Origin of the sequence: Rhodococcus sp. 05-2254-6, from assembly GCF_002258565.1 — a bacterium.
Classification (GTDB): Bacteria; Actinomycetota; Actinomycetes; order Mycobacteriales; family Mycobacteriaceae; genus Rhodococcoides.
Genome location: NZ_NOZF01000112.1, coordinates 17931 through 33722, shown reverse-complemented (window position 1 = coordinate 33722; position 15792 = coordinate 17931). Strand labels below are relative to the sequence as shown.

General features: G+C 64.8%; 14 protein-coding genes, 1 pseudogene and 1 riboswitch. Of the genes and pseudogenes, 7 read left to right on the top strand and 8 right to left on the bottom strand.

What is annotated here, in order from left to right; translation table 11 throughout:
- Window positions 1–324: pseudogene (locus CH256_RS14445) on the bottom strand (hypothetical protein); the annotation flags it as partial.
- Window positions 325–438: 114 nt separating this feature from the next.
- Here CH256_RS14445 and CH256_RS14440 point away from each other — a divergent pair.
- The 3 genes from CH256_RS14440 to CH256_RS14430 are packed head-to-tail and all read left to right on the top strand — an operon-like array spanning window position 439 to window position 3344.
- The gene (locus CH256_RS14440; RefSeq protein ID WP_094669920.1) at window positions 439–1338 is read left to right on the top strand and encodes a metal-dependent hydrolase; all 900 of its coding nucleotides are present in this window, start codon (window positions 439–441) and stop codon (window positions 1336–1338) included.
- Window positions 1335–2441: a PDR/VanB family oxidoreductase gene (locus CH256_RS14435; RefSeq protein WP_094669919.1), complete on the top strand. Its 1107-nt coding sequence runs from the start codon at window positions 1335–1337 to the stop codon at window positions 2439–2441. Before CH256_RS14440 ends, CH256_RS14435 begins: the two co-directional genes overlap by 4 nt.
- 12 nt (window positions 2442–2453) lie before the next feature.
- Complete coding sequence (locus CH256_RS14430) at window positions 2454–3344, top strand: alpha/beta fold hydrolase (RefSeq protein WP_094669918.1); 891 nt, start codon at window positions 2454–2456, stop codon at window positions 3342–3344.
- A 10-nt stretch (window positions 3345–3354) separates the two neighbouring features.
- Here the strand turns inward: CH256_RS14430 and CH256_RS14425 are convergent, their stop codons facing one another.
- The 5 genes from CH256_RS14425 to CH256_RS14405 all read right to left on the bottom strand — a co-directional run bounded on the left by CH256_RS14425 (window position 3355) and on the right by CH256_RS14405 (window position 8799).
- Window positions 3355–4623, bottom strand: coding sequence for an LLM class flavin-dependent oxidoreductase (locus CH256_RS14425; protein WP_094669917.1), 1269 nt, complete (start codon window positions 4621–4623; stop codon window positions 3355–3357).
- Window position 4624: 1 nt separating this feature from the next.
- On the bottom strand, window positions 4625–5386 hold the full coding sequence (locus CH256_RS14420; protein WP_094669916.1) for a 3-oxoacyl-ACP reductase: 762 nt from the start codon (window positions 5384–5386) through the stop codon (window positions 4625–4627).
- A 49-nt stretch (window positions 5387–5435) separates the two neighbouring features.
- A riboswitch (TPP riboswitch) is annotated at window positions 5436–5528 on the bottom strand.
- Window positions 5529–5602: 74 nt separating this feature from the next.
- Entirely contained in the window at window positions 5603–6898 is a 1296-nt protein-coding gene (locus CH256_RS14415) for an alpha-amylase family glycosyl hydrolase (protein ID WP_094669915.1), read from the bottom strand.
- Window positions 6898–8076, bottom strand: a complete 1179-nt coding sequence (locus tag CH256_RS14410) for an alpha-hydroxy-acid oxidizing protein (protein WP_094669914.1) — start codon at window positions 8074–8076, stop codon at window positions 6898–6900. Before CH256_RS14410 ends, CH256_RS14415 begins: the two co-directional genes overlap by 1 nt.
- Window positions 8077–8085: 9 nt before the next feature.
- A complete protein-coding gene (locus tag CH256_RS14405) occupies window positions 8086–8799 on the bottom strand; it encodes a type 1 glutamine amidotransferase (RefSeq protein WP_068048557.1) in 714 nt (237 codons plus the stop codon).
- Window positions 8800–8847: 48 nt separating this feature from the next.
- Between CH256_RS14405 and CH256_RS14400 the strand changes: the two genes are divergently transcribed.
- From CH256_RS14400 to CH256_RS14385, 3 genes are all read left to right on the top strand, one after another.
- Window positions 8848–10797 carry a helicase-related protein gene (locus CH256_RS14400; RefSeq protein ID WP_256989441.1) on the top strand — a complete coding sequence of 650 codons (1950 nt, stop codon included), beginning with the start codon at window positions 8848–8850 and terminating at the stop codon, window positions 10795–10797.
- Between the two features lie 93 nt (window positions 10798–10890).
- On the top strand, window positions 10891–11046 hold the full coding sequence (locus CH256_RS28105) for a DUF6131 family protein (RefSeq protein WP_094611554.1): 156 nt from the start codon (window positions 10891–10893) through the stop codon (window positions 11044–11046).
- Window positions 11047–11468: 422 nt separating this feature from the next.
- Window positions 11469–12221, top strand: a complete 753-nt coding sequence (locus tag CH256_RS14385; RefSeq protein WP_068282717.1) for a GTP pyrophosphokinase — start codon at window positions 11469–11471, stop codon at window positions 12219–12221.
- Window positions 12222–12286: 65 nt separating this feature from the next.
- Here CH256_RS14385 and CH256_RS14380 read toward each other — a convergent pair whose 3' ends face one another.
- Window positions 12287–13870, bottom strand: coding sequence for an MFS transporter (locus CH256_RS14380; protein ID WP_094669913.1), 1584 nt, complete (start codon window positions 13868–13870; stop codon window positions 12287–12289).
- Between the two features lie 119 nt (window positions 13871–13989).
- Here CH256_RS14380 and CH256_RS14375 point away from each other — a divergent pair, with 119 nt between their 5' ends.
- Window positions 13990–14556: a TetR family transcriptional regulator gene (locus CH256_RS14375; protein WP_143536579.1), complete on the top strand. Its 567-nt coding sequence runs from the start codon at window positions 13990–13992 to the stop codon at window positions 14554–14556.
- 181 nt (window positions 14557–14737) lie between these two features.
- Here the strand turns inward: CH256_RS14375 and CH256_RS14370 are convergent, their stop codons facing one another.
- Window positions 14738–15718, bottom strand: a complete 981-nt coding sequence (locus CH256_RS14370) for an NAD-dependent epimerase/dehydratase family protein (protein ID WP_094669911.1) — start codon at window positions 15716–15718, stop codon at window positions 14738–14740.
- Between the last annotated feature and the right edge of the window lie 74 nt (window positions 15719–15792).

Here is a 15792-nt window from a genome sequence, read left to right as displayed (position 1 = left end):
GGCGATGTCCAGGTTCGGCAGCCAGTCCGCTCCTCGTACGGTTCGGCCGAGCACCTCCTGGACGTTCTCGCCGGTCAATCCATCGCTGTATACCTCCTCGAGCAACGTGCGTACCATTTCGGCATGCACGTGCCCGGCCTGCGCCGAGTCCGAGCGGCCCAACGATTCGACGGCATCGTCGAACGCGACCGAATTCTGCGAGGCGACAGCAGCCAGCGCGTCGTTCGTGGCATCGGCGATGCGCCGAACTTCGGCGGGCCACTCGGCAGGCCAGGTGACGGGCATACGACTCGGGGGAGTCGACACGGGGGAGGAGTCGGTCATGACAGAAGTGTCTCATCGGACACCGTCACGGTTCCCTTTATCTGTTACCGGTGTTTATACTAAGTCTCGCACTGTGGCATCGGCCACACCTGCGAACGTGGAGGAGGTGGCTCGATGAGCGAACGGAAGATCGTCGCATCGGATCCCGGTGAAGTGATGCTGCAAGCCAGAAACGTCAAGTTCGACTGGAGCGATCTGCCGATGCACTGGGTGCCGGGCGATCCGTACACCACGCACGTACTCAACGTGCTGCATCTACTGCTGCCCGCCGGCGAGCACTGGTTCGTCGACACGTTCAAGGAAGCCCTGCCGTACATCGACGACGAGAAGCTGCGCGACGACGTCATCGGCTTCATCGGCCAGGAAGCCGTACACGCCGAGGCCCACACCGGCGTCCTCGTGCATCTCCAGGCCAAAGGACTCGACCCGACTCCGTTCACCGACCAGATGGAGTGGGCCTTCGGCAAGGTCCTCGGCTCCGATTCGGTGACCAGCCTTCGATCGAAGAACAATCTGGTCGAGCGCTTGGCTCTGATCGCCGCGATCGAGCACGTGACGGCATTTCTCGGTGACTGGGTACTCAACGCCGACGGTCTCGACCGCGCGGGCATCCACCCCACCATGCTCGATCTGCTGCGCTGGCACGGTGCCGAGGAAGTCGAGCACCGATCGGTCGCCTACGACACGCTGCGATACTTCGACAAGCGCGAGGTTCGCCGATTGCGCACGTTCGTCGTGGTCGTGCCGTTGATGGCCTACATCTGGATGCGCGGGATCATCTTCCTGATGAAGAACGACCCGGAGCTGCAGTCGGCCCCGAAGTCCGTCCGCAAGCCGCGCTCGGCACTGTGGCGGAAGTCGGTCAAACGCGGCACCCTGCCCGCGCTGACGCACGTCGGCCGCAGCATGTCGCGCTACCTCAAGAAGTCGTATCACCCCAGCCAGGAAGGCTCCACAGCTCAGGCCGTCCGGTACCTGGCGTCCTCTCCGGCCGCTCAGGCTGCAGCGAGGTGAAGCTGTCTTCACGACGCGTTCCGCGGCTGCTCCCCAAGGATGCGCCGCCGGATCTGCGCGGGCGCGGACGTCCTGATCGCTCGATGCAGCTGCTCGGTACGTTTCTCAACGGCTACATGCAGGCGGCGGCCGGAGCGGAGTACAACGATGCCGTCGCCGGCCACAACCCCGATTCAGCGCTGAAGTTGGTCGTCACCGAACGCGAGATCGTCGCCGAGGACAACGATGTCGCAGCCCTCACCCTGGCGTCGCCGACGGGTGCGCAGCTGCCCATCTGGCATCCAGGGTGTCATCTCGATCTGCATCTGCCCTCGGGGCGTCGTCGGCAGTACTCACTGTGCGGCAACCCGTCCGACCGCAGCTCCTATCGAATCGCGGTGCGTCGAATCCCCACCGGTGCAGGCGGATCCATCGAAATGCACGGACTGGAACCCGGCACCGAGGTCACCGTCCGTGGCCCTCGCAACGGATTCCCTTTCGTCGGTGAGGGCAGCGCTCTGTTCGTCGCCGGCGGTATCGGGATCACTCCCATCATCGCGATGGTCCGCGCCGCACGGATTCTCGGCATGGACTGGCAATTCGTGTACTGCGGTCGATCCCGCGACACCATGCCCTTTCTCGACGAGATCGAGAGCTGGGAATCGGACCGAGTGTTCGTCCGGACCGACGACGTGTACGGGTACCCCACCGAGGGTGAATTGCTCGAGCGCGCACCCGCAGGCGGTGCCGTCTACTGCTGCGGCCCCACCCCCATGCTCGACGCCGTCCGCCGCGACTTTCGCCGGTGCCCCTCCACCGCACTGCATTTCGAGCGTTTCGGCCCGCCGCCGATTCTCGACGGCACGCCGTTCGAGGTGCAGTTGATCAGCACGGGCGCCGTGCTCGACGTCGCCGCCGACGCCTCCGTGCTGACAGCGGTCAAGGAGCAGAAACCCAACGTCGCGTACTCGTGCCAGCAGGGCTTCTGCGGTACCTGCAAGGTACGGGTGCTCTCCGGTGAGCCCGAGCACCTGGAAAACAGACTGACGCCGGAAGAGCAGCGCGATCACATGCTCATCTGCGTTTCGCGCGCACGCAGCGGGCGTCTCGTACTCGATCTATAGAACGGAAAATAGTTGAGCAGCAATGCGGTTCGTACGACGGTCGTCAACGAGGGCATCCGCCTGGCGGTGTTCGAGAGCGGCAATCCCGACGGCGATCCCATCGTCCTCGTGCACGGCTGGCCCGATACTCATGAGCTGTGGAGCCACATCGTGCCGCAGCTGGAGGACCGCTTCCGGGTGATCAGCTACGACTCCCGCGGCGCAGGCGAGAGCTCGGTCCCCGCCGAGCAGTCGGCGTACAAGCTGGCCCGGCTCGCCTCGGATTTCTATGCCGTCGCCGATGCCGTCAGCCCCGACGCCCCGGTTCATGTGCTCGCCCACGACTGGGGTGCCGTGGAGGTATGGGAGGCCGCAGCCCAGCCCCAGGCGAAGGATCGAATCCGTTCCTACACATCGATTTCGGGGCCGAACCTCGATCACCTCGGTAAGTGGTCGCAGTCGCGGCTGCGCAAACCCACCCTCACCGGCATCAAGCAGGTGCTCGCCCAGGTACGCGCGTCCTGGTACACCGTCACGTTCCACATCCCCGGGCTGTCGACGCTGCGAATCAAGCGCCAGTTCGCCAAGGGCTGGCCCGCGTTTCTCGAAGAGTTCTCGGGCGTCGACCCGAAGCTCGTCACCCAGAACCCCACGCTGTGGTCCGATGCCACCAACGGCACCAAACTGTACCGGGCCAACATCATTCCGCTCCTGGGCAATCCACGTGAGCGGTACATCGACATCCCCGTGCACCTCATCGTCAACACCGAGGACGTCGCAGTGCGTCCGTACCACTACGACGACACCGGCAAGTGGGTGAAGAACCTCACGCGCAACGACATTCCGGCGGGACACTGGTCGCCGATCTCCCATGCCGACGACATCGCGAGGTTGACGAGGGAATTCATCGACTCGCTGGACTGATGTTCACGAATCACCCCGCCAGGTGCCCGCGCAGCGTCGACGCGGTGTAGTCGGCGCGAAAGGCCCCGCGCCGCTGCAGTATCGGAACCACCTGATCGACGAAGTCCTCCAATGAGTCCGGGTAAACCGGACACATCAGATTGAAGCCGTCGGCACCACGGCCGATCCACGACTGCATCTCGTCGGCAATCGATTCCGGTGTGCCGATCATCGTCGCGTGGCCTCCGCCGGCCGCGAGGGTACCGAGCAATTCCCGCACAGTCGGGGCGTCCTTCTCGACGATCCGCAGAATCGTCTCGTAGCGGCCCTGCGGTCCGGTGAACTCCGATGCCGGCGGCAGGTTCGGTACCGGAGCATCGAGTTCCCAAGCAGCGCAGTCCTGCCCGGTGAACATCGACAGCATCGCCAACGACTGCTCGGTGGGGAGCAGCCGATCCAGTTCCGCTTTCTTTCGGCGGGCTTCTTCCATGGTCGAGCCGATATAGGTCACCAGACCCGGCATGATCCCCACCGCCGCGCTATCGCGACCCGCATGGCGGATTCGCGTCTTCACGTCCCCGTAATAGCTTTGCGCTGCAACGAGATCGTAGGCGACGGCGTAGATTGCCTCGGCGTATTTCGCCGCCAGTTGGCGACCCGGCCCCGACGCGCCGGCCTGAAACAGCACTGGCCGACCCTGCGGCGAGCGCGGCACCGTCAGCGGGCCGTCGACCCGAAAGTGTTTGCCGTCGTGGTCGATGGCATGCACCTTGGCCGGGTCCGCGTAAGCACCGGCGCGATCGAGCGTCAACGCGTCGGCATCCCACGAATCCCACAGCGCCAGAGCCGTATCGACGAACTCCTCGGCGCGCGCATATCGCTCCTCACGAGCCGGGATGACGTCCATCCCGTGGTTGCGTGCTTCGGCGTCGAACATGGAGGTGACGACGTTCCAACCGGCACGGCCGCCACTGATGTGATCGAGCGACGCCAACATGCGTGCAGCGTGGAACGGGGTGTAGAACGTCGACGAGACCGTGGTGACGAGGCCGATGTGCGTGGTGGCGCGCGCGATGGCGGACAGCGTGGTGATCGGTTCGAGGAACCAGGTGCCTGCCCCGGCCGGGTCGCGTACCGAATGACCGTCGGCGAAGAACACCGCATCGAACTTGCCCCGCTCGGCCAGCTGCGCGAGTTCCTCGTAGTACGCGATGTCGCCGAGGTCCTCGACGCGCGAATCGGGGTGACGCCACGCCGCGCTGTGGTGGCCGCAACCGTAGAGAAAAGCGTTGAGATGCATGTCAGTCCTTGACCAGGCCACCGTCGACGACGAGATTCTGGCCGGTCACCGACCGCGCCCACGGCGAAGCGAAGAACAGCAGAGCGTCGGCGAATTCCTCGGGGGTGGTGACGCGTTGCAGCGGGGTCGAGGCGGCGATGAAGTCGAACACCTCGGCCGGGGTCGCGGAGCTGGCGTCGGTGGTGCGGAGCAGTCCACCCGAGACCATGTTGACGGTGATGTTGTCTGCGCCCAGATCGGCGGACAGAGTGCGGGTCAGCGAGAGCAGCGCCGCCTTGGAGGCCGTGTAGTCGTGGTACGGGACCACCGGATTCTGGAACAAATTGGTGCCCACGTTGATGATTCGTCCGAACCCCTCCTCGCGCATGCCGGGCAGTGCAGCCTGGGTGGTCAACAACGCCGCGCGGACGCTGCCCCGCAGTTGCGCGTCGAATCGCTCCCAGGTGATCGTGTCGGCTTTGGGCCGTGCGTCTCCGTCGAACGAGAAATCGGCCAGCGCGTTGTTGACAACGGTGGTGATCGGAGTGCCGAAATGCTCACGTGCCGAGTCGAACACCGTAGCCACTGCGCTCTCATCGGTCACGTCGCCCTGAACCGCGAAAGCATTTCCGCCGAGGCGATCAGCTAGCGCTTCGGCGGCCTCTTTGCTGTTGCGATAGTCGATCACCACGCGGGCACCTTGGCCGGCGAACGCCGCGGCGATCGCTGCTCCCAGTCCGCGTCCACCGCCGGTGACCAACACTGTCTGCTCGTCGAATTTCATGCGCCTCGCCTCTCGTTCGAGGTCGGGACCGTCACGAGGGGACAGGAATACCGCAACGCCACGACATTCCCTTCGCTGGTCCTAACCAGATCAGGTTCGACGGGTGTGTTCTCAGCCCTGACGGGCACCCCGTGTCGCGGTCGACTGTACCTGTAGCGGTTTCTCGCCGTGTCTTGTTTTCGCGCTAGAGAGACGAATGGAACCGAATGCACGCGTTCAGCCGATGACGGCCCAGCCGTGCGGCGGGACACTAACCCGCCCGTCGTGCAGATCCGCTTCGCCTGCGAGCACCTCGTCGCCCTGAACCGGGTAGTCGATGGCGTCGTCACCGAGGTTGAGCGCGACCGTCAGCGATTCGCCGTCGGCGTGCGCACGATAGAGCAGTGCGGTGTTGGTGAGTTCGAGCGTCTCGGTGCGCGCGGAGTAGAGCCACGGGTTGCGACGCCGTAGTGCGATCAGCTCCTGATGCACTCGGTACACCGGCCAACCGTACGGAGCGAGATTCTCGGACGTGTCGGGGTACTCCGGACGCACCTCGTCGTCACCGCCGACTCGATCCTCCTTGATGCCTCGAAACGCCTGCTCGTCGCCGTAGTAGATCATCGGCATACCGCCCACGGTGAACAGAACCACCAACGCGTGCAGCAGATGTCGCTCGTCCTCGATGACGCTGGCGATGCGGTTGACGTCGTGATTTCCGACGAACGTGGCGGGCACGAAGGCGTCGAGCCAGCCGTTGTGACGCTCGAGCGCATGGGAGAGCTCGAAGAAGTTGAGCTCGCTCAGGCCGCTCCAGACGGCCTTCCACAGCTCGTACTGAGTGACCGAGTCCAGTGTGGAGGCCGAGACGATTCGGTCGTAGTCGCCGTGAATGACCTCACCGAGAAAGTATGCGTCCGGGTGCTTTTCCCGAACCTTCGGCAACACCGCGGCCCAGAAACGCGGCGATACCGCATAGGCAGCGTCCAGCCTCCAGGCGTCGACGCCTCGCTCGAGCCAGTGCGACAGGACGTCCACGACGTACTGCTGCACATCCAGGCTCTCGTGATTGAGTGCGACCAGTTCGTCGTGGCCCTCGAAGTTGCGATGCGTCGGCTTTTCACCGGACCAATCGAGGTGGAACCACCCCGCGGCCTCGGAGTCCGCACCCTCGGTCAGCGCTTCCTGAAACTTCGGAAAGCTCTGCGCCACATGGTTGAAGACGCCGTCGAACATGATCTTCAGGCCGCGGGAGTGCGCCGCGGCGATCAGGGAGTCGACATCTTCGTCGGTGCCGAGCCGGCCGTCGATGTGGAAGTAGTCGACAGTGTCGTAGCCGTGCTTCTCGGACTCGAAGATCGGACCGAGGGCGATGCCCGACGCACCGAGTTCGAGCGCGTAGTCGAGCCAGTTCTCGATTCTGTTCAGCCGGTGCAGATCCGCCTGGGATTCACCGTCCCAGCCGTGCACCGGCGCTCCGGTGAAGCCGAGCGGGTACAGGTGCCACCAGATGGCGTGCTTCGTCCACTCCATCAGGACTCCATGATCGAGTCGCGGCCCAGCTCGCCCGCACCGGTATGACCGGACAGGCTCGTCACCAGGTCGAATTCGGCCAGCAGACAACGCAATACGTGCGTGACGCCCTCTTGACCACCGAGCGCCAGGCCGTAGAGGAACGGGCGGCCGAGTAGAACCGCATCGGCTCCGAGGGCAAGGGCCTTGGCCATGTCGGCTCCGGTGCGTACTCCGGAGTCGAACAGTATCGTCAGTTCGTCACCGACCGCATCGACGATAGACGGCAGTGCGTCGAGAGACGGCCTGGCACCGTCGATCTGACGGCCGCCGTGGTTGGAGACGACGATGCCGTCGACTCCGTGGGCCGCGGCCTCCCGGGCGTCGCCGACGGTGCAGATTCCCTTGAGCACGATCGGCCCACTCCAGTGTTCGCGCAGGAACGCCAGGTTCTTCCACGACAGACCGGGGTTGGGGAACATCTGTGCCCAATGCATCGCGGCGGCAACGGGATTCTCCTCGACCGACTGTCCCAGTCCGGCCTGGAACGCCGGATCGCTCAGGTAGTTCTCGATGCCGAGGTTGGCCAGGAACGGCAGGTAGCCGCGGTCCAGATCGGCAGGCCGCCAGCCCAGCAGCGTCGTGTCGAGCGTCAGTACCAGCGCGCTGAATCCGGAATCCTTCGCGCGCTGCAGGAAGCTCAGCAACACCGACTCGTCCGTCGGCCAGTAGAGCTGATACCAGCGCGGAGCGTCGCCACCCGCCTCGGCGATCTGCTCGAACGAGTGCGAGGCTTGCGTCGAATGTATGTACGGCACACCGAGTTCCGCGGCAGCGCGGACGGTGGCGAGCTCCCCCTCGGGGTGCGCGAGAGTCTGAATGCCCACGGGAGCGATCATGAGCGGTGCAGGCATGTCGGTGCCGAGCACGGTGCACGCGTGGTCACGGGCAGCCGCGCTGCGCAGCATCCGCGGCGTGATGGCCCAACGGTCGAAGGCAGCCCGGTTCGCACGAGCCGTCGAGCCGCTGCCCGCGCTGGCGACGATGTAACCGAGGGCCTCGGGCGAGAGCGTCTCGGCAGCCTGGTCCTCCAGCCTCGCCAGGTTGGTGGTGATCGACGGTGTCTGCTGCGCGAACATCCCGGCGGCGTAGATGCCGAGTTGGTGATCGCTGAAGTTGCTGGGCCTGGCCTCGGTCATCGTTCGACCCTACCGGGGCACCGCCGAGGATCGGGCGAGAAATGCGTCGAGCAGAGCCGAGCAACGCACCCGAGCTGCAGGTTCGGCGTCCGCGATGGCTCGGCGGATCTCGTGCACATCCACCGCATGTTCGACGCCGTCGCGGTCCCACGCCGCGGCCCACGCGTCGTAGGTGTCGAGGTCGATCTCGGGGTGGAACTGCAATCCGAGGTGCGGCCCGAGTACGAAGGCCTGCTGCGCGGCTTCGTTGCGGGCGATCACCGTGGCCTGCGGGGGAGCGGTGAATGTGTCGCCGTGGAACTCCATCCACGGTCCGGGGGCGATGAGCTCGGGCTCGGACGTCTCGACGTCGACGAATCCGTACTCGGGATGCTCGGATTTGCGAACGGTGCCGCCGAGTACCCGAGCGAGCAACTGTCCGCCGAAGCAGACACCCAGGATCGGGACTCCTGTGTCGATCGCCTCCCGGACGTACGCGATCTCCGGCGCGAGCCAGGCCAGCGTGTCGTCGTACGCGGCGTCGGGCGAGCCCATGACGACCAGCACCTGTGCGCCGAACAGTGGCGGCGGCGCGAGGTCGGGGCTGTGGTCGAAGGAGTGCACGTCCAACTGGAAACCCCTGGTGCGTAACTCGGCGTCGAGAGTACCGATGTCGCGTCGCGCGAGAGCCGGGTCCTGATCGTGGACGAGCACTACGGCGCGCGGGTCGTTCGTGTGTGTCACAGGGCTCCTTTACGGTGTTCGTGCACACCGTACGACAGACTGGATCCGATGCCACCTCGTAGACGCACAGCCCGATCCACCACTGCCCGCACCGTCAAGGCCGGGCAGAGCAGTGCTGCGCGAAAGTTCGCGGCCGCCAAGAACGGTGAGCCTGCACCGAAAAAAGCTGCCCCGAAGAAGGCCGCGCCACGCAAGCGCGCAGCGCCGCGCAAGACGTCGCCTCGCAAGACTGCTGCCCCCGATCTGCGGGTGCCCGATCCCGGTGAGCGCGTCTGGGTGCTGGACGTGCCGTTCGAGGATCGGTCGGCGGCGGGCGCTGCCGGGGCGCGCTGGTATCCCGGACCGCGGGTGTTCGCGTACTACGGCACCGAGTTGCCCGAGTATCTGCAGCCGTACGAGTCGATGCCGTACAGCCTGCAACGGTGGCTCGAGGACGATGCCAACGAGAACTGGCGAGACGAGGTGGTGCGGGAGCGCGCGATGCAGCCGCGTGAGACCCAACTCGAATCCGTTCGACGCCATCTCGCCGCCCTCGACGCGGGATTCCCGTACTTCGCGCAGATGGATTCGACGGGTCTGGGCAAGACGTTGGCGGTGTGCGAAGCCGTTCGGCAGATGTCGGCGGCCGAGATCGGCACGGTGCTGGTGGTCGCACCCAAGGGCGCGCTGCCGGGATGGCGGCGCACCATTGCAGACAGCGAGGCCGATATCGAGCCCTCCGAGCGCAAGCGCTGGCTGCTGATCACGTACCAGTCGACGAAGAAGCTCCTGTCCGTTCCGCCCGAGACCGACCTGGGCAAACGTAAACGGACACAGAACAAGCGGACCATCTCGCTCGGCGAGCTTCGATTCGACATCGATGTGGTGATCGCCGACGAATCGCATGCGCTGATGAACATCGAATCGCAGCAGTCGCAGATCCTCTGGCGATATCAGGAGGCAGCGCGCTCGGTGGTGTGGATGTCTGCCACGCCCGGTTATCAGCCCCTGCACTTCGCGTACATGGCTCGTGCGGTCGAGCGCAGCCGTGGGGTCGAGATCCTCGGCGACGAGGAGTATCTCGGCTACGCGGTGACGATGAAGTGGGCCGAGTTCCTCATCGAGTCGGGGTTCGCCGTCAAGGCAGGCAAGGCGACGACGGGATTGACGACGTGGCGGTGGGAGCCCGAGGACGCGGCCCGACGCGCCCGCGACATTGCGTCCGTACATGGGTGGCTGTCGGGAGGTGCTGTGCCGTGGTCGATTTCGCGTCCCTCGCCACAGACCCCACGCGAGCCGCTCGGCCAGGAACTCACCGCCGCGCAGAAGCGGCTGTACAACTCGGCGTGGGTGGACTACCGCAAGGAAGTCGGGCTACCGATCTGGAAGGCCGTCGGCGGCAAGCGCGTGCTGCAGAAGAACCCGAGCACCCGCGCCGCGACCCTGCGATTCCGCCAGAAGTGTTCGTACCTACGCATTCCCGCGTCCGCCGACCAGGTACGCACCTGGGTCAAGGCCGGCAACCAGGTGTTCGTCTCGATGTTCTACCGCGAGTCGGTCGCGGCGTTGGCGCAGACGCTTCGGGACGAGGGCCTCGAGGTCGCGGTCGTCGACGGGAGTATGAGCAGCCCGGATCAGGAGGCGTCGATCAGACGCTTTCAAACCGGTGACGCGTCGGTCATCGTCTCGACCACCACCAGTGCGATCAATTTGCACACCAACGAATTACTGCTCCCGGAGGGCACGGTCTCCACCCTCGCACCACGCGTGACGCTGATTCACGATCCACGGTGGACGCCCATCGACATTCGGCAGATCGAGGGCAGGGCCAACCGAATAGACAAGGACCACAACCACACGACGTCGACATGCTATTACGGCTACGCCGAGGGCACGGTCGAAGAAGAGATGGTGCTCACCGGTATCGAACGTATCGCTGACCTGGGATCGATCGTCGGGCAGGCGGATCTCATCGACCCCGAGGCGTTTCTCGCTGCGAAAGTGGACGCCGGAAAATAGCGACAATTGTGAGCGATCGTCCACGCGCCCGAGTAGGTTCGGTCCCATCGGCAATTCGTCGATAGCGGGCTCACAGTGGCACCAGGAGTAGTCATGATCGTTCTCGGAATCATCCTCGCCCTCATCGGCTATTTCGCCGGTATCTCGATCTTGACGACCATCGGCATCATTCTCGTGGTCGTCGGCGCGGTTCTGACGTTGCTCGGTTCGATGGGGCGCGCAGTCGGTGGCCGCAAGACGTGGTTTTGACCTACGAGTTAGAACACACGTTCGATTTCTGTTAGTCTGAGCGGGCCCCCGAAGTTGGCGATGCGGCCAGCGGAGCCACTTCGGGCGGTCCATATCGGACGGTAGACAGTGTCGAAGGCGGTTGCGCGCGATGGCATCCGACGAGCGCGACACCGACCCGGTTGCCGGATCGCTCTATCGCGTCGGCGATCGGTGGGCGGAACGAGCGCCTTCTCGCTGCACCAACGGCCATCCACTTGTCGCCGGTTCGGTGTTGGTGGGTTCACGTGCCTGTTCGTGCGACCGCGGACATCACCGCACCCATCAGTGTGAACGCTGTGGTGTCGTGCTGTTCACGCCGGAGCTACGCAACTCGTGCAGTGACGCCAGCTTCGATTCCCGCGCTGCGCGAACACAGTCGCCCGTCGTGGACAATCGACGGCATGAACAACAGTGAGCCCGTCGTCGATCTGGGTCAACTGAGACAAGATTTCACACGATTCATGATGAGCTACAAGTTCGGGATCGACGAGCTGATCACGAAGATCAACATCTTGAAGCAGGAATTCACCCACATTCACCGGTACAGCCCCATCGAGCACGTCTCGTCGAGGTTGAAGACTCCGGAGAGCATTTTCGAGAAGGCGCAGCGGAAGAAGTGCGCGCTGACTCTCGATGCGATTCGCGAGAACATCTTCGACGTCGCCGGAGTGCGCATCACCTGCAGCTTCATCTCCGACACCTATCGCATCGCCGACATGCTCAGCAGTCAGAGCGACGTGCGCGTCGTCGAGATCAAGGACTACATCGCGAACCCGAAAGCCAACGGCTACAAGAGCTTGCATCTGATCGTCGAGATTCCGGTGTTCATGTCCGATCGCGTCCAGCCGGTCCTCGTCGAACTGCAGATCAGAACCATCGCAATGGATTTCTGGGCGAGCCTCGAGCACAAGATCTTCTACAAGTATCGCGGGCAGATTCCGGAGACCCTGTTGGCGGAGCTGACCGAGGCGGCCGAGAGCGCCAACAAGCTCGACGAGAAGATGGAAAGCCTGCACGACGAGGTGGTCGAGCTGGGCGGCGAGGCGGAGAACTCCATCGCTCTCGGCGCGCTGCCTCCCATGGCTCTGCCTCCCGAGTTGCTGCACATGCTGCTCACGGCGCAGGCCGAGGCGATCGACCCCGATCGGGCTTGACGGCCACCACAACGAAAAACCCCGCTGCTCGACGGCCGAGCAGCGGGGTTCTCTTCTCGTATGCGCTAGCCGATGTGGACCGGAGTGTCCCCGACGGGCAGGTCGTCCTTCTTGGCACGGACCAGCACCAGCACGACCGGGCACACCAACGCGACCAGGATCGCGGCGGTTCCGAAGGCCCACGCGTAGCCCGACACCTCGGCTGCGAAAGCGTGATCGATGGTGGCGAGCACGAAGTTGCGGATCGGCTCCGGTAGCGCGGCCAGCATCTCGTCGCTGGGGATTTCCTGGCCGGCAAGAGCCTCCGCAGGAACTCCTGCGGGCGGCGTCGGTGCCGGGTTCTCGGCCAGGAACGTCGTCTTGGACGAGGTGTACACCGTGGTGAACACCGCTGCGCCGAGTGCGCCGCCGACCTGAAGCGTGGCGTTGATCAGCGCGGATGCAGCACCCGCATCGTGATCGGGGACGCCGATGAGAGCGACGTTCTGCATCGGCACCATCAGCAGGCCGAGACCGAGCCCGAGCAGTACGACTCCGGGGAGCACGTGCGTCCAGTACGAGGTGTCGACGCCGATCTGCGTGAGCAGCAGCAGGCCGATCGCCGAGACGACAGGGCCGACAGCCATCATCGGCTTGGGACCGATCTTGGGCACGAGCGCCGAGGCGATCGCGGCGGTGATCAGAATTCCGCCGGTCATGGGCAGTGACGCAACACCTGCGATGACCGGGCTCATCTGGAGCACTATCTGGAAGTAGAAGGTCAGATACAACGTGCCACCGAGTAGTGCTGCACCGATGACGGCGGACCCGATGTATGCGGCACCGCGGTCTCGGTCGAGCAGAACGCTCAGGGGGAGCAGCGGGTTGGCGGACTTGGATTCGACCACGACGAACGCGGCGAGCAGCGCGAGGCCGAGAGCGATGAAGGAGATGGTGGGTACCGTCGCCCAGCCGTCCTCGGCTTCGGTGAAGCCGTAGACCAGCGAGGCCAGTCCGAGTGCGACGAGGATCGCTCCGGGCAGGTCGTAGCGGGTGTCGCCGTGTGCCTTGCTCTCCTTGACCAGCGGGACTGCGGCGGCGATGGCAATGATGGCGACGGGGATGTTGACGAGCAGGCACCAGCGCCAGTTCGCGTACTCGGTGAGCACTCCGCCGAGGAGCAGTCCGACGGCTGCGCCGCCACCGGCGATCGCGCCGAACACGCCGAATGCCTTGGCGCGCTCCTTGGTGTCGGTGAACGTGACCGTCAGAATAGCCAGCGCTGCGGGTGCGAGCAGTGCCGCGAAGACGCCCTGACCTGCGCGTGCGATGAACAGCTGCCAGCCCTCTTGGGCGAGTCCGCCGACGGCGGAGGCAACGGCGAAGCCGGCCATGCCGACGATGAACGAGCGCTTGCGGCCCCAGTAGTCCGCGATTCGACCACCGAGCAGCAGCAGCGCGCCGAACGCCAGCGCGTATGCGGTGATCACCCAGGTGCGGCTGGTGTCGCTGATGCCGAGATCGATCTGCGCCTGCGGCAGGGCGATGTTGACGATGGTGCCGTCCAACACGATCGTGAGCTGCGTGATGGCGACGATGCAGAGCACCAACCAGCGGCGTTCGTAATTCGGATTCTCGGCCAGCGCCCCGCGTTCGGAGACCTGCGACATGTTTCTACCCCACTCGTACTCGTTGATTCTCTGGGCACGAAAAATGTCCCGACCGAAAAGGTAAGCGACGATGGACCGACTGTCAAACGAACTAGTTGGTTGGCGGTAGGGTGGCCGCCATGAAGCCTGACGCAAGCGCCACCCGCGCCCGCATCGTCGTCGCTGCCCGCGCAGAATTCTCCGAGCACGGCCTGGCCGGCGCGCGGGTCGACCGCATCGCGGTCTCGGCCAAGGCGAGCAAGGAACGCCTGTACGCATACTTCGGAGACAAGGAAGCACTGTTCCGGGCCGTCGTGGAAGACGGGTTTGCGCGCTTTCTGGAGTCGGTTCCCTTCACCGTCGACGATCTCGGGGGATACGCCGCGCGCGAGTATCTGCACCTCGCCGCTAATCCCCAGGAGCACCGACTGCTGCTGTGGACGCAACTTCAAGGCGGCACGGCGGTCGCCGGTGCCGACGACATTCATGCGGTGATCGCCGAGCGGCGAAACGCCATGGCGGCCGCACAGCAGGCCGGACTGATCTCCGACGCCTTCACCGTCGACGACCTGTTCACCATGATCTTCGGCATCACCTCCGCCTGGATGACCGCGCCCGGCAGCGACTGCGGACCCGTCGACGACGCCGAACACCAGCGTCGGGCGTCGAAAATCGAAGCAGCGGTCCGGCGACTCTGCGCTCCGTAGGGTTGTCTATCAATATCTAGCTTCGAGTGAAGAGTGACGAATAGTGGGGTAGCGGGCCGATTTTCCCGCAAACGCGCGCGCGTTCGCCATACGCGCGCGAATTCGACACCGATCCGTTGACGATTCCGAACGCGTCTGACAATTCCGCGCGCATCTGTTCCCTACGCGTACCCAGCCCAACTCACGTGAGCCCGCGGGCCGCCAGAATTGCCGCTTCACGGTCTGCCGAGAGCCCGACCGGTGGTCGCTCACTCCTCATCGGCGATCGACCTTTCAGCGATTGCAGCCACGTCCACGTGTCCGCGACGGTCTCCTGAATCGGTCGCGTCCGAAGCCCCGCGGCGAATGCCTTCGATACGTCGGATGCATGCAGCGAATCATGATCCGCGCCCGGCGGAATCCAGATCGGGAGCTCCGTCCACGGCTGCACACCTGCAGTGCGAAGCACGTCCGGCTCCACCCAGCACAAGCGTGCGTCGGACCGGGTGGCGGCGATGCAGCACTGCAGAAGCTCGCCGATCGTGGCGTGACCCGGCCGACTCACCACGTCGAATGCCCCGCCGAGACCCCGGGCGGCAGCGTCCAGACTCCAAGCGACCAGATCACGGGCATCGATGTACTGCAGTGCCAGATCGACCGGACCGGGCGCAAGCACATCCCCGGCGGGCTCGATTCTGTTCAGCCACCAGGGAAGTCGACCGATGTTTTCGTAGGGTCCCAGGATCAGACCGGCACGAACCAGCAACGCATCAGTTCCGAAGCCGGCGACTACGGCCTGCTCGCCGCCGAGCTTGCATCGCGCATAGTCCTCGCCAGACCCCTGCACCGTCGGCCAGGCCTCGGTAGCTCCCGCTTGCGGGGCGTCGTACACCGAACGGCTGGAGACATACACGTAACCACCGACTCGACCGGCGAGCAGCGCCGCCGACTGCGCCACCACGTCCGGCTCCCACGACCAGGTGTCGAAGACTATGTCCCAGTTACCTTCTCGGATCTCATTCAGTCCGTCGGGCGAGCGCCTGTCTCCCCGAAGTTGTGTGACACGAGGATCCGACGCGGTTGTGCCGCGATTGAGTACCGTGACGTCCCACTGCAGATCGAGAGCATGTTCGACGGCAGTTCGCCCCACGAAGTCGCTGCCACCGAGGACCAATAGCTTCATGAATCCAGTGTGCCGGTGAGCAGTCCGTCCGTTCTGCCGAACGCCCGGTTCGGATCTCTGCTGACAGCAGAGCG